General features: G+C 39.7%; 12 protein-coding genes. 4 read left to right on the top strand and 8 right to left on the bottom strand.

Going from position 1 to position 14458, the window contains the following annotated elements; all coding sequences use genetic code 11:
• Positions 1-43: 43 nt before the first annotated feature.
• Positions 44-1255: a lipoprotein-releasing ABC transporter permease subunit LolC gene (gene lolC, locus FH976_RS08600; protein ID WP_194090457.1), complete on the bottom strand. Its 1212-nt coding sequence runs from the start codon at positions 1253-1255 to the stop codon at positions 44-46.
• 313 nt (positions 1256-1568) lie between these two features.
• Between lolC and mfd the strand changes: the two genes are divergently transcribed.
• The 3 genes from mfd to FH976_RS08585 all read left to right on the top strand — a co-directional run bounded on the left by mfd (position 1569) and on the right by FH976_RS08585 (position 6493).
• Positions 1569-5033 carry a transcription-repair coupling factor gene (gene mfd / locus FH976_RS08595; RefSeq protein ID WP_228767383.1) on the top strand — a complete coding sequence of 1155 codons (3465 nt, stop codon included), beginning with the start codon at positions 1569-1571 and terminating at the stop codon, positions 5031-5033.
• Between the two features lie 92 nt (positions 5034-5125).
• Positions 5126-5887, top strand: coding sequence for a peptidoglycan binding protein CsiV (locus FH976_RS08590; protein ID WP_194090455.1), 762 nt, complete (start codon positions 5126-5128; stop codon positions 5885-5887).
• A gap of 63 nt (positions 5888-5950) precedes the next feature.
• Entirely contained in the window at positions 5951-6493 is a 543-nt protein-coding gene (locus FH976_RS08585; protein ID WP_194090454.1) for a GNAT family N-acetyltransferase, read from the top strand.
• Between the two features lie 68 nt (positions 6494-6561).
• Here FH976_RS08585 and FH976_RS08580 read toward each other — a convergent pair whose 3' ends face one another.
• From FH976_RS08580 to hinT, 7 genes are all read right to left on the bottom strand, one after another.
• Entirely contained in the window at positions 6562-7851 is a 1290-nt protein-coding gene (locus tag FH976_RS08580; protein ID WP_194090453.1) for an NAD(P)/FAD-dependent oxidoreductase, read from the bottom strand.
• A gap of 374 nt (positions 7852-8225) precedes the next feature.
• The gene (gene ycfP / locus FH976_RS08575; RefSeq protein WP_194090452.1) at positions 8226-8765 is read right to left on the bottom strand and encodes an alpha/beta hydrolase YcfP; all 540 of its coding nucleotides are present in this window, start codon (positions 8763-8765) and stop codon (positions 8226-8228) included.
• A 158-nt stretch (positions 8766-8923) separates the two neighbouring features.
• Positions 8924-9823, bottom strand: a complete 900-nt coding sequence (locus tag FH976_RS08570) for a phosphotransferase (protein ID WP_194090451.1) — start codon at positions 9821-9823, stop codon at positions 8924-8926.
• A gap of 20 nt (positions 9824-9843) precedes the next feature.
• The gene (lpoB, locus tag FH976_RS08565; protein ID WP_194090450.1) at positions 9844-10434 is read right to left on the bottom strand and encodes a penicillin-binding protein activator LpoB; all 591 of its coding nucleotides are present in this window, start codon (positions 10432-10434) and stop codon (positions 9844-9846) included.
• Positions 10435-10449: 15 nt separating this feature from the next.
• Positions 10450-10836: a YcfL family protein gene (locus FH976_RS08560; protein ID WP_194090449.1), complete on the bottom strand. Its 387-nt coding sequence runs from the start codon at positions 10834-10836 to the stop codon at positions 10450-10452.
• A complete protein-coding gene (locus FH976_RS08555; protein WP_194090482.1) occupies positions 10833-12212 on the bottom strand; it encodes a COG3014 family protein in 1380 nt (459 codons plus the stop codon). Before FH976_RS08555 ends, FH976_RS08560 begins: the two co-directional genes overlap by 4 nt.
• Positions 12213-12310: 98 nt before the next feature.
• The gene (hinT, locus tag FH976_RS08550; protein ID WP_194090448.1) at positions 12311-12661 is read right to left on the bottom strand and encodes a purine nucleoside phosphoramidase; all 351 of its coding nucleotides are present in this window, start codon (positions 12659-12661) and stop codon (positions 12311-12313) included.
• Positions 12662-13162: 501 nt separating this feature from the next.
• On the opposite strand from hinT, the gene FH976_RS08545 reads away from it, so the two are divergent.
• Complete coding sequence (locus FH976_RS08545; RefSeq protein WP_194090447.1) at positions 13163-14323, top strand: Card1-like endonuclease domain-containing protein; 1161 nt, start codon at positions 13163-13165, stop codon at positions 14321-14323.
• Positions 14324-14458 lie beyond the last annotated feature (135 nt).

The raw sequence follows: 14458 nt of genomic DNA, 5'->3' as shown, positions 1-14458 counted from the left end.
ATCTGTACTCTATATCTGACAATCTGACTTAACAGACAAAATTCTATTCATAACGTAATGCTTCAGCCGGCTTCACTGACGCTGCGCGATAAGACGGAAATAACGTAGCTAACAAACTTAATGCAATTGCTGAAATAATCACGATACCTATTTGCATTGGTGAAATGACTACAGGTAATTGAGTGCCACCACCAAACAATGAGAAACCAACAGTATTGAGTACATCATTTAAGTTAGCCGCTAGCAACGTACCCAGTACCCCACCAACAATAGCCCCGATAACACCACTGCTAGCACCTTGTACGATAAAAATTGCAAGAACTTGATGATTGGTCATGCCTTGAGTTTTTAATATCGCCACTTCAGATTGTTTTTCCATGACCACCATGATTAAAGCGGAAATGATGTTAAATGCTGCGACCGCGATGATAAGACCAAGCATAAGTCCCATCATGTTCTTTTCCATTCTCACCGCTTGAAATAATTCTCCTCTTTGATCACGCCAATCAGACCAATGCCACCCTTCAGGCAACGCTTTCGTTGAAAGCTCGGAAACGACAAAAGGATCGGAGAAAAATAGACGCCAACCAGAAATTGTTGTTGGCGAATAGCGCAACAAACGGCCTGCATCTTGAATATTGGTCACCATCAACATGCCATCGACATCTGAACCCGTATTAAAAATCCCGGCAACGGTGAAGTTACGTTGGCTCGGTATTCTTCCTAATGGGGTAAATTGGCTGGCTTCAGTCACCATTAAGCGTACTTTATCGCCTAGCGTTACATTTAACGTTCTGGCCAGTGTATGGCCTAAAAATACATGATAAGAGCCAGGTGATAGGTCGGAAACTTGCCCCATCATCATTCTATCGGCAATAGGATCAGTTTCACTTGGTTCAATGCCAATCATCAGACCCGCGCTCAAGCGTGATGAACTTTGTATTACCGCTTCACTTCGTACCAATGGCGAGATTTGTTCAACATAAGGCAGTTCAAGTAAAAATCCTGGTAGTTTTTGTGAATTGAATAATGTTTTTCCATCAAATTGACTGACTACAGCTTGCGGTAAAACACCCAAAATCTTTTGCTTTAATTGGCCTTCAAAACCATTCATTACCGAAAGTACGGTAATTAATGACAAGACACCGATGGAAATACCGGCAGTTGACATATAAGACACAAAGCGGCTGAATTTATCACCGGAACGACCTCGTAAATAACGTAACCCTATAAAGGCCGATACTGGATGAAACATGAAGTGAACCCTACAAACAAGAAAGAAAACACAGAATAACGATTGTGCCACGGATTTACCAACATCTAATCACTCTAACGTCACTTTTGCGTCATTTTGAAATTTACCCATCGATATAACTCAATGCTCGATTAATATATACACAATTTATCAGATGAGCTTGATTAGTTGCGCCACATGACGATAATCAAAAGAAATATTGCGATCAGAAAATCTATTCTGGTTCAAACCTATAAAAGAATGCCCAATCAAAATTATGACTAAAACTTCGTCAAACTCTGCTATTAGCTCTACGGCTCTGCTCAATGTGCCCATGCCAACCAAAGCTGGTGATAAAAAACACCTTGGCCAACTTGTTGGTGGTTCGCTCGCATTATCAATTGCCAACTATACACAACAGCATCCCGGCGTGACTCTACTTGCCGTTCCTGATCACCAACTCGCCATTAAGTTACAACACGAAGTTACCCAATTTACTCAGCATTCCGTGTCTTTATTTCCAGATTGGGAAACACTGCCTTACGATAGCTTTTCTCCCCACCAAGATATTATTTCTGATCGCATTGCACAGTTGTATCAATTACCGACTCAGACTTCAGGGCTAATCATCATACCGGTAAGCACCTTACTGCAACGTCAGTCACCAAAAGAATATTTATTACAAAGCACCTTAATGGTCAAAAATGGTGATTTGTATTCGCTTGAAAAGCTGCGTCTGCAACTGGAAAAATCGGGTTATCGACACGTTGCTCAAGTCTTTGGGCCGGGTGAATACGCGCATCGTGGTTCTATCATCGATTTATTCCCAATGGGGTGCGAGAACCCTTATCGCATTGATTTTTTTGATGATGAAATCGATAGCATTCGCACCTTTGATGCCGAATCACAACGCACCATTGAAGATATTAACGAAATACGTTTATTGCCAGCGCACGAATTCCCAACAACAGAAGCCGCAATTGAAGATTTTCGGATCCGCTGGCGTCAACGATTTGAGGCGCGTCGTGAGCCAGAATCGGTTTATATGCAAGTATCCAAAGCGATTTGGCCAGCAGGTATCGAATATTGGCAACCGCTATTTTTTGAGCATACTGATTCTCTCTTTGACTACTTACCTGATAACACCTTATTGCTCACTATCGGCGATTTGGAAACAACGATTGATAATTTCTTAGCCGATGTCGATTATCGTTACGATCAACGAAAAGTCGATCCGCTACGTCCATTACTAGAACCAAATGAACTGTGGCTTAAAAAAGATGAACTGTTTGGCCACTTAAAATCAATGCCGCAAACAACTCTCAGCATTGAACCTTTACAAGAAAAAGCCGGACGCATTAATGCCAGTGTCAGCCCACTTCCTAATTTACATGCTCAGCACCAATTAAAAGAACCACTGGCAGAATTAAGGAAGTTTTTAGAACGCTACTTATCTGAAAATACTCACGCCAAAATTATTTTTTCCGTAGAGTCAGAAGGTCGCCGTGAAGCACTCAATGACTTATTAAAAAGCAGTAAAGTGCGCCCTAAAGAAGCTAAATCACTCGAAGATGCCTTAACCAGCTCAGAACAGTTTTCTCTTATTTTAGGTTCGACTGAACATGGCTTTATCCACCATAACAATGGTTCACCATTACCTAACTTTGCCTTTATTTGTGAAAGCGATGTATTGGGCGATCGCGTTATACAACGGCGTAAAAAAGACCGTAAAGCTGTCAATAGTGACACCATTATTCGCCACTTAGCGGAGCTAAAGCCAGGCCAGCCAGTGGTGCACTTAGATCATGGCATTGGCCGCTACATCGGGCTACAAACACTTGAAGCTGGCGGAATGATGACGGAATACGTCACGTTAGAGTATTTAAACAAGGCAAAACTCTATGTTCCTGTTTCTTCGCTCAATTTAATCAGTCGTTATTCTGGTGGCGCAGAAGATACCGCGCCATTACATAAATTAGGCAGTGATGCTTGGAACAGGGCTCGCACTCGCGCGGCCGAAAAAGTCCGCGATGTGGCCGCCGAGTTATTGGATATTTATGCCAAACGAGAAATCAAAAAAGGCTTCACATTTCTGCATGACCGAGAGCAATACGCCAACTTTAAAGCCACCTTCCCATTTGAAGAAACTGATGATCAAGATACCGCGATTAATGCAGTGCTGTCTGATATGTGTCAAGCCAAAGCAATGGATCGTTTGGTCTGTGGCGATGTCGGTTTTGGTAAAACGGAAGTGGCGATGCGGGCGACTTTTCTTGCCGTTGATAACAGTAAGCAAGTGGCCATTTTAGTGCCCACCACCTTACTGGCTCAACAACATTTTGAAAGCTTCCGCGACCGCTTTGCTAACCTGCCGGTTCGAGTGGAAGTATTATCGCGATTTAAATCCGCTAAAGAACAAAAGCAAATTTTAGCCGATCTCGCCGAAGGCAAAGTCGATATCATTATTGGTACTCACAAATTATTGCAAGATGATATTAAGTTTCGCGATTTAGGATTACTCGTTGTCGATGAAGAACATCGCTTTGGTGTGCGTCAAAAAGAAAAAATGAAAGCCATGCGAGCCGATGTCGATATTCTCACTTTAACCGCGACCCCTATCCCACGAACCTTAAATATGGCCATGAGTGGCATGCGGGATTTATCCATTATCGCCACACCACCTGCGCGTCGCTTAGCCATAAAAACGTTTGTGCGCCAGAACGATGATGCAGTGATCCGAGAAGCTGTCTTACGTGAAGTAATGCGTGGGGGGCAAGTTTACTTCCTGCATAACCAAGTCGAAACCATCGATAAAGTTGCAGAAGATCTGGCAAGACTTATCCCTGAAGCACGCGTCACCACCGCTCACGGCCAAATGCGCGAACGTGAGCTTGAAAGCATCATGAATGATTTTTATCATCAACGCTTTAATTTGCTGGTCTGTACAACCATCATCGAAACGGGTATTGATGTCCCAACCGCGAACACCATTATTATGGATCGAGCGGATAAACTAGGTTTGGCTCAATTACACCAATTACGTGGCCGAGTTGGGCGCTCTCACCACCAAGCCTATGCTTATTTACTCACACCACATCCAAAAGCATTAAGTAAAGATGCGATAAAACGATTAGACGCGATTGCCTCTTTAGAAGATTTAGGCGCTGGATTCACCTTAGCAACCCACGATCTCGAAATTCGGGGGGCAGGAGAATTATTAGGTGATGACCAAAGTGGTCAAATTCAATCGGTTGGTTTTTCTTTATATATGGAAATGCTCGAGCAAGCAGTGGCAGCCTTAAAATATGAAGGCAAAGAATTGTCATTGGACGAACTTTTACGTGAACAAACTGAGGTAGACTTGCGCCTGCCAGCATTGTTGCCGGATGATTACATTCCCGACATTAATACTCGCTTGTCTATGTATAAGCGCATAGCCAGTGTTGCGGATGAAAATGAATTAGCCGAGATGAAGGTAGAGCTGATTGACCGATTTGGCACACTGCCAGATTCTGCAAAAAACTTATTAGTTATCAGTGGCATGAAATTACAAGCGGCCAGTATAAAAGCTAAAAAAATTGAAGGTCATGCCAAAGGTGGTTATATTGAATTTTTACCTAATGCAGATATTAATCCAATGTTTTTAGTCAAGTTACTGCAATCCGCACCAAAAAAATATGGTATGGAAGGACCCACTAAGTTCAAGTTTACTGTACCATTAGTAGATAGACTCGAGCGCATTGCTTTTATTAACGATTTGTTAGTGCAGTTTAAGCAAAACCAACTGCCTAAAGTATAAAATCAGCAAGCTTTAGCGAAAAAATTAACGCATCACTACCCAATAAAACAAAGGTACAGCAGCATAATCGTACCTTTTACAACGGAGCAATAATGAAAAAGCTGATTATATTCCTATTGGTTTTTATTTCTTTACCAACATTTGCACGATCATTTGATATTGAAGTGATTATTTTCAAGCGTAATATTGAGCCATCACGAGTAAACGAAGCTTGGCCAAGTAATCTTGAACCTATCAATTTTGAGCGTTCATTTTCTTATCGCAACAAAGATATGATGTCATCAAATGGTGCGTATTTGCTGCCAAGTGGCTATTACAAACTTAATAAACAATATCAGGCACTAAATAATCACGCTGGTTTCAAACCACTGATACATGTTGCATGGCGTCAAACTGATCGTGGACAAAGCCGCTCACCTATCTTCCACATTCAAGCTGGCCAAGATTTTTCTAGTACTTTTGCCAACGATGGCCGGTCTTTAGCGCAAATTAAAGATGAATCACCAGATGGCACTGTGCCTCCTGCGTTAGCGAAAGGCCCTGTCGATGAACTGGACGGCACGATGCAAGTGTATGTTCAGCACTATCTCTATGTGCAAACTAACTTAAATATAAAAATCCCGGGTCAACATGAGATCATTTTACAAGATGCTGTCACCGATACGACATTAAATGACAATGACGACGATGAAGTGCAAGTTGGCAACCTAGAGCCAATCAAACCAAAAACGGAAGTAAAAGACTTCTTAAATAGCTATCGTATGCAACAAAAACGACAAATGCGTAGTGGTGAAACACACTATCTGGACAACCCATATCTGGGCATGATTATCCAAGTGCGCAAAGTAAAATAAATGTAGATGAGAGGTTCAATGAGCCTCTTTTTTTAGAGCCAAAATAACCAGTCACAAAAGCCTATGCCTCCAGATTTCACCTTAACAACGAGTCGTTTAATTTTAAGACTCATTGAAGCCGATGAAGCTGCAATCTTTGCAGATACAATTTGTCACTCCCCTTCTCTATACTCTTGGTTAGATTGGTGTAGTAACGAATTTAATACTAACGATGCTCAAGAGTTCATTCTTTTTACAAGATTAAGCTGGGTGAAAGATTCAGCCTATGGCTTTGGGGTTTTTGATAAGCAAACTGGTCAGTTTATCGGTATGGCTGCGCTCACCGATCAACGATTAAATTTTAACCTTGGTAGTTTAGGTTACTGGATAGGCGATGAATATCAAAAGCAAGGCTATGCAACCGAAGCAATAAAAGCGGTGATCGAGTTTAGTTTTACTCTGCTGAAATTAACTCGTCTAGAATTTATTTGCGATCCTAACAATATCATCAGTCACAAATTAGCTTATGCATGTGGTGCACATAAAGAAGGGATCGCAAAAAACCGTTATCTATTTAATGGCGAACCAAGAGATGGATTGGTATTTTCATTAATCCCAGATAAATAAAAACGAGGCCAGATTAGCCTCGTTTTACTCTTGCCATTTCAAACATTGATTAGCTAAAAATCATTCTATTAATGCAGCTTCAAATTAGGTCGCAATACTCGGTTAATACGGCCAACCAACATAATCAAGCCTGTTTTAAAGTAGCCATGAAGTGCGACAAGGTGCATGCGATACAATGAGATATAAACGATACGTGCAATTCTCCCTTCTATCATCATTGAACCTTTCGTCAAATTCCCCATTAAGCTTCCCACTGTAGAAAAACGACTTAATGAGACTAATGAACCATAGTCTTTATATACGTAATTTTTAAGTTCTTGATCATTCAGTTTTGCCACAATATTGCGATAAACACGGCTTGCCATTTGATGTGCAGCTTGAGCTCGAGGCGGTACAAACGAACCATCTTCTTGCTGACATGATGCCAAATCACCAATGACAAATACATCATCATCTCGTGTTGTTTGTAAGGTCGGTTTAACCACTAACTGATTAATTCGGTTAGTCTCAAGGCCTGCAATATCTTTCATGAAATCAGGTGCTTTAATGCCTGCAGCCCACACCATCAACTGCGCTGAAATACGTTCGCCATCTTTAGTCACAAGCCCTTCGCTATCTGCCTGTGTCACCATTGTTTGAGTCCGAACATTAACGCCTAGCTGGACTAACTCATGATGCGCAGAAGCAGAAATACGTGGTGGTAATGCAGGAAGAATACGCTCACCCGCCTCGACTAGATTAATGTTTAGTTTTGTGGAGTCTAAATCTTCAAAGCCATAAGTATGCAATTCTTTAATCGCATTATGGAGCTCAGCAGATAATTCAACGCCAGTTGCACCGCCACCAACAATAGCAATATCCACAGTACCTTTACCATGATTTGCATGCAGCTTTAGAAACAGATTATTCATTTCTTTACGGAAGAGATGCGCCTGTTCAGGGCTATCTAAAAAAATACAATTTTCACGAACACCTGGCGTATTGAAATCATTCGACTTGGAGCCAATTGCTAACACTAAAATATCATATTCAATTTCACGAACAGGGATCAGCAACTCATCATTCTCATCACGAACTTCACTCAAAGAAATAACTTTGCGTTCACGATTTATGCCATCTAGGCTTCCCATCTGAAAATCAAAATAATGGTTTTTAGCATGAGCACGATAACTCAATGCATCTACGCCTTCATCTAAAGATCCTGTTGCCACTTCATGCAGTAATGGTTTCCATAGGTGGCTGGTTTCTCTGTCCACCAAGGTGATTTCAGCTCGTTGCTTACGCCCTAAAGTACGGCCTAGTTTCGTCGCTAACTCTAAACCACCAGCGCCACCACCAACTACAACTATACGCGCCATTTGACACTCCTAAATGATAAAAATAAAAAAGCTTCTGGCTCGGCTAGATTATTTACGTTTCTGCCAAACCAATAAATCTGATTGTTCATCAATACACAAAATGAGATTTTTAGTTGCACTCGATAAAAACTTATCTCTATCTATACAGATAAGTAAGTGACCAAAAATGAAATGTGGGTGGTATTAATTATTAAAAATTTGAGATAGATATCGTTTTATTTTCATAATAGGTAGTGAAACTTGATCTAGCTCATTATATCTACACAAAAACCAGGATCAATGAAAAGCTGACAATACTGAAAAATAAAAGCAGAGATATTAAAAAAGAGCCACGAAAGGCTCTTTAGTAATAATAGAAAGGGTTTATATCAAATTTAAATCGCTTTAAACACTTTAATTTGCTGGAGATGCTGAGAGATTTTTTTAAACTTATGCGATTCGTTATCATCCCAAACTATTGAGTAATAAGGCGACAATACTTCATAAGTCAAATCACTATCTCGAATATCATCATTTTTAGAGAGTATAACCAAACAATTATCTTTGTTCTTACTCCGAAACTCGCTAATGCATTTAGTGGCAATATCCACATATTCTTCTGGACGATCAATTCGACCTTGCATATTGTCTTCTGGAGATAGGTTTGGATTAAAAATCACCTGCTTCACACCACATAAAAAACCAATACGCTCAGCCCAGTAACCACCTAAGCCAACGCCACAAATAATAGGTTTTTCATCTTTATTTTCTTCAACTAACTTAGACACTTCCTTTAATAAGTGTTGCATATCATGCTTAGGGTGCAACGTGCTGTAATTTACAAAGCGCACATCATTGTCTATGAATTGAAACTGCAGTACTTTTTCATGGTTACCCGGGCTTGTACTGTCGAAGCCATGTAAATAAATGATCATTGAACCATCCTCAGTTCTGATTGCTGCACTTTCTCGTTGAATGACTTTAATTTACCACGATTATTAAGGTTTTAAACTGATGTTTATAGATTTATTGCTCAAGAAAGTGAACGATGATCTCAACTTTCTTGAAAAGATAAACCCACCCTAGGATTAAGTTAGTAACCATCTAACTCTAACTGACTGTTTAAAAGCTTAATAGCATCTTGATCCGATTGCCTAGAATGAAGAGTAAAAGATATCTGGTGCCATAACATTGCCATAAAGCGTAGATACGGAATCCATTGTTGGACTATCTCAAACCATTGACGTTCTTCTATATTGTAATATTGAGCATAAAGATGAACGCCTTGCTTCACATCAAACTGCCCTGCAAGAATAGTCGTCGCTAAATCAATGATAGGCGAAGAGAAGGCCGCATATTCCCAATCAATGACCACCAAATGATGAGGCGAAGTTTGGATAATATTGTAATCGCCTAAATCAAAATGGCATAAACATTGAGGCGTAACCGATAAAGTCTTTTGATATAGTTCGCTAGCATGAGTATAGAAATAATCGAACCGTTTTTTTTGAATCGAAGACTGCTGAAGACCAGTTAAGCCTAACCAATAGGCATTAATACATTGTTTATAGTCAAATATTTTGAGATTTTTAGCATTGAGTAAAGAGGTTGCGGAGTACTGATGTAAATCTGAAAGCGCCTTCATAACAGAGTTAATGGTACAACCTGTGATGCGATTTAAACATTGTCCATCCACCCACTCTATCAGTAAGCCTTCAGGGATTAAAAGTTCTACTTTTGGTGAAAAAGAAGCATTTTGAAGTGATTGTAATACTTGATACTCATCAGAACGATGTAGAGAAAAATATTCGGTAGATTTCGAATGTGGCCGCCAAACATAATCATTGCCACATTGAGTAGAAACTTTCCAGCATTGATTAGTCAAACCGCCCGTGAGAGGCTGTGCACTCACGAGCTGTTTAAACCACCGATCTTGTAATGTACGCAAGCTTGACTCTTGTTCTAGAGCCTGTTGCCAACCGCCAGTGATCATTATTATTTATACCAACGTAATTACATACCAAAGAAACTTTTTGATTCTTGTTTACGTATTTCAGTTTCATCAGCCCATTCAATCAGACCTGTTTTTAGATCCATCAAACGCATGGTCATCTTGTAATATACATCTTTATCGCTGCCTGCTTGCTTCACGATACTAGAAAGGTTGCCATACAACATGTATTGCGCACCAACCATTTGACCAAATTTTATCGCACTGCTTTGATCAACTAATTCATCGTTATTTTGGAAGTTGAGTTGTTTACGCACGGTTTCCACTTTATCCATATCAACAAAGCGGAATTTACCTGAGTTCAGCATTTTGGTGCTCACCGAGTCAGTGACTGATTCTGTATCTATATGCTCGCTGGTTTTGTTTTTAATTGAATCAACAAACACAATTGGACGACTATCTTTTGTGATAGCAGCAACCGAACCAGACGCCAGCATACTATCTACCATCTCATTTGCGATCTTTTGTAGATCGGTTGATCCAAAATCTACCGTTGTTGTTTCTGCAGAATTGGCATCACCATATTGAACTTTATTCGCACAGCCACCAAGGATCACAGCTAAACCTAATAATGCAATTGCACTTTTTTTCATTTCAAATTTCCTTTATTAATCTTGTGGACGAATTTGGATACGAAACTCTTTCGCATTTGGATTCACCGATACTTCAGAAAGACTGATTGACTCATAACCACGTAGCATAAACTGACGCCAAGCACCTTGCTTTGCATTCACTTCAATACCATTATCATCATACCAATAAAAGCGATATTGCAGCTGCTGGTCACTTGAATATTTACTTTCCACTTGAACCACACCACGGGTATTGCCATTCATATCTTGAGTACTAATATCATTAATCGCTAAACGATCATCAAGAGCGCTGTCTCCGTACAACACTTTCTGGCTACCACTATCCACTCGTAGGCCAGCTGTATTGTTTGAACAGCCAGCTAATATTACGATGCCTAAACAGGCAATAATCCACTTTTTCATTTAATTTCTCCTAGTTGCTTATGCCACATAGTAACCGAATTTCCTTGCCTTGAAACCCATACAAGCATTCTGCGGTTTTCTCTTACTGGTAGCGTATAAGCTTCTCCATTAATCGTAACCGAATGATCACCTGCCGGTAAATTAACGCTGCTGCTATAAACTTTTCCAGGTAGAGTCTGCCAACTACGAGTATCCGGCTGCTCTGTTGCTATATTCCAAATGCTCACTAATAAATTGGCGATACCTGAATCATCATTTTTTTGAGCCTCATGGCGCAATTGATCTTTTGTATATAGACGTAACCCTTGTTTTAGTACCATGGTTGGAATACGTTCAGATAAATCATTCTGCGCCATTAGATTGGTATCCGCTAGCAAACTTGGTTGTAATGTTCCTTGGTCAATCTGAATCGATGGAAAACTCTGTTTTGCAAATGATTTATAATAAGGCAAAGTGACACTATAAAAACGCACCTGACCTGAACGCCATAACGGCAAATCTAAGCGCCAGCTATCTCTCGCCGCAACAACACCTTGCTCGTCAATAAAAATAACTTGCCCTTGCCCTTTAAGAACCTCATCCGGTTGGCCATATTGTTTGGTTAATGAGGCTAGGTCTTGTCGCATACCTAAAGCTTTCGCAACGCGTAACGTAGATTCAATAATTTGCCGATTATCAGGGTATACCGCCAGCGCTCGTTTATAATCAATATACGCATCATTTAATTGGTTACCCGCCTCATACAGTGTGGCTGATAAATACAATAAGTAGGCATTTTGTACAGCTTGTAATGTTTTTCCCGCATCAGGATAATTTGATAAAATACTCCCAACATTTGGCTGAACACCATTATATTTCATGTTCGATTGAGCTTCTTGTAACTCTTTTTCTCGTCGTTTTTTAGCTTTCTCTTGTACTTGGTTTGCACGGCGAACTTCAACTAAAGCCCCTTGCAAATCATTTTGCTGCAAATAATTTAATCCTAAATAAAGATGTAAATAACCAAGTTCATAATCGGCTGGCTCATAAGTGGTTAAGTTATCATTCGTCGCAAGCGATCCAACTTGATTTGCCGTTTCACTCACCGATAAGGTTGCTCGTTGTTCCAGAACATTAACGGCTGTATCACTTAGCTGAAAGAAAGAAAAACTTTCGGGATAGCTTGCCGCTAAGAACGACACTCGCCCTCTTTCCATATTGCTTAAGATCGGCCCACCGACATCTGAATCTTTGAGCTCTGAAACCGCATCTTGATAATCGCCAGCCATGACATCTTTGTAAGCGTCACGATTTTGAGCTGAATAATGACTAAATAAACCACCCGCTGATAAATTCGCACAAGCCGATAAAACCAAAGTTGAGACGAATACGATCATCACGCGCCATGATGAGTAAACCGCTGACATCAAAGGGTCAGAAAATCGTATTTGTAAATTTAATTTATTCATTTGTTTTTCATGGTTAAGGCAACAAATTAATTAACCAACATTGGCCCTAAAGGCTGACCGCCAACTAAATGCATATGAATGTGGTATACCTCTTGGCCACCATATCCGTTGCAGTTCACAATTAAACGATAGCCTTTTTCAGCGATACCTTCCGCTTTAGCGAGCTTTTTTGCGACCGTAAACAAACGCCCCATAACGGCTTCATCTTCGTCTTCAACATCATTGGTCGTTGGTATCAATTTATTGGGAATGATCAGAATATGACTTGGTGCTCGTGGATTAATATCTCGAAAGGCAGTCACTAAATCATCTTGATATAAAATATCGGCAGGAATCTCTTTACGGATGATTTTACTAAATATTGTTTCTTCAGCCATGTGGCCTCCATGCGATAAAATTTACCACCATATTTACTATCATTGCTGTTTTTTGCTAAATCTGCTCACTTTGAACAGACAACAATGCATCCGTATTTATGGCTTAAGTTATTAATAAATCGATTGTAAATATTAAGTCTAATAGTATGCGTCAAGGCTTATGATATAACAATATTTTCTGCCTATAATGGCATATCCTTATTACTGCCATAGTAAAAAAACAAAATAAGTACCTATGATGTTGAACCTTACCAGCATTATGACGTCTATTGATTTAAGTGAGGTAGCAATGTCAGTTTATTCAAAGCAATTGATCAATATAATAAAATTGGAATGTACTTGTTATTTAACCGTATTAACATCATATTAATTATGTTCTTTAATTCACCTCATCATTTATCTTTTTGTGTAATATTACCTTTTAATCTCATTTTAATGCACACCAAGATTGATGATCCGTATATGTTTATAGAGGCCTCATCGGCCTAAGAAGGAAGTAGTATGGCGATTCATGTTGGTATTATTGACCAAGATCCTGTTAGATTAATTACCCCGTTACTTGATAGCCGTTCTGAGTGCACTCACATGATTTTCATTGGGGATAACAGTCAAAGGTGCATGTATTCACGATTACATTCTGTTTTAGAGGGCCGCGGACTTAGTTCTGATTTTTTTGAAATACCAAGTGCCGTCGACACCTCTGAAATAAAGAGAAATGTAAAACTTCTAGCAGAAAGCTTGCAACAACAAAATCAAGTCATTTACTTTAATGCCAGCTGTGGTATGAGACACCGATTACTCTCCGCTTATGAAGTCTTTCGCAGTTATAGTTGGCCTATTTTTGCAGTTGAACCGTTTAGTGACAAACAGTGTTGGCTTTACCCTTCAGATAAAACCGATAGACAAGTCCAAGATCATATTCGAATTCGTGATTACCTGACTATTTTTGGTGCTCGTTGTGAATTTCCTACCATCGAAATCCCTGCTCCTTTAGATGCTAAATTACATACATTAGGCAAGCGTTGGGCAAGTAATGCTCTAGAGTTAGGTCCGGGCTTAGCTACACTAAATTATTTAGCTACAACTTGCCGAAAGGAACAAAAGCTGGATGTAGCTTTAACAGAGAAACAACAAGGTTATAAAGAACTGGATATGCTGCTAAGTGATTTAGTAGATATTCAACTGGCGACCTACGAGAATGGCGTTCTGACTTTTCATAACGAAGATGCTCGTCGTTTTTCCAATGGTGAATGGTTAGAAAATTTAGTTCATAACACCGTGCGTGAGATTCAAGATGAACTCACCACCATTCAAGATCACTCATTAAATGTTCAGGTTTACCGTGAGATTGGTGACCGAGAAGTCAGAAATGAACTTGATGTTGCCACTGTGGTGAATAACAAGCTTCACATCATCGAATGTAAAACCAAAGGTATGCGAGATGATGGTGATGATACCTTGTATAAATTAGAATCATTGCGCGATTTATTGGGAGGTTTACAAGCCAGAGCAATGTTGGTCAGTTTCCGCCCTATGCGCCATAATGATATTTCTCGCGCTGAAGATTTAGGCTTAGCACTAATCGGGCCGGATGAATTAAAGGATCTCAAAACTTACTTAACAAGCTGGTTTACTGAAGCCGGTGGCCAAGAAGATATTTAACTTCATTTTTTTAACGCAATAGAAAATCAATCCGGATAGAAAATGCCCAAATGAATCACTTCATTTGGGCATTTTTCATTATATTTGATTAAAGCTATCTAGTTTATACACTTCACACTGAAATATATAACCTGA

The sequence above is a fragment of the Vibrio hibernica genome, from assembly GCF_015223435.1.
GTDB classification, from domain to species: Bacteria; Pseudomonadota; Gammaproteobacteria; order Enterobacterales; family Vibrionaceae; genus Vibrio; species Vibrio hibernica.
Note: the sequence above shows the minus strand (reverse complement) of the source record. Positions and strands in the feature narration are given on the sequence as shown.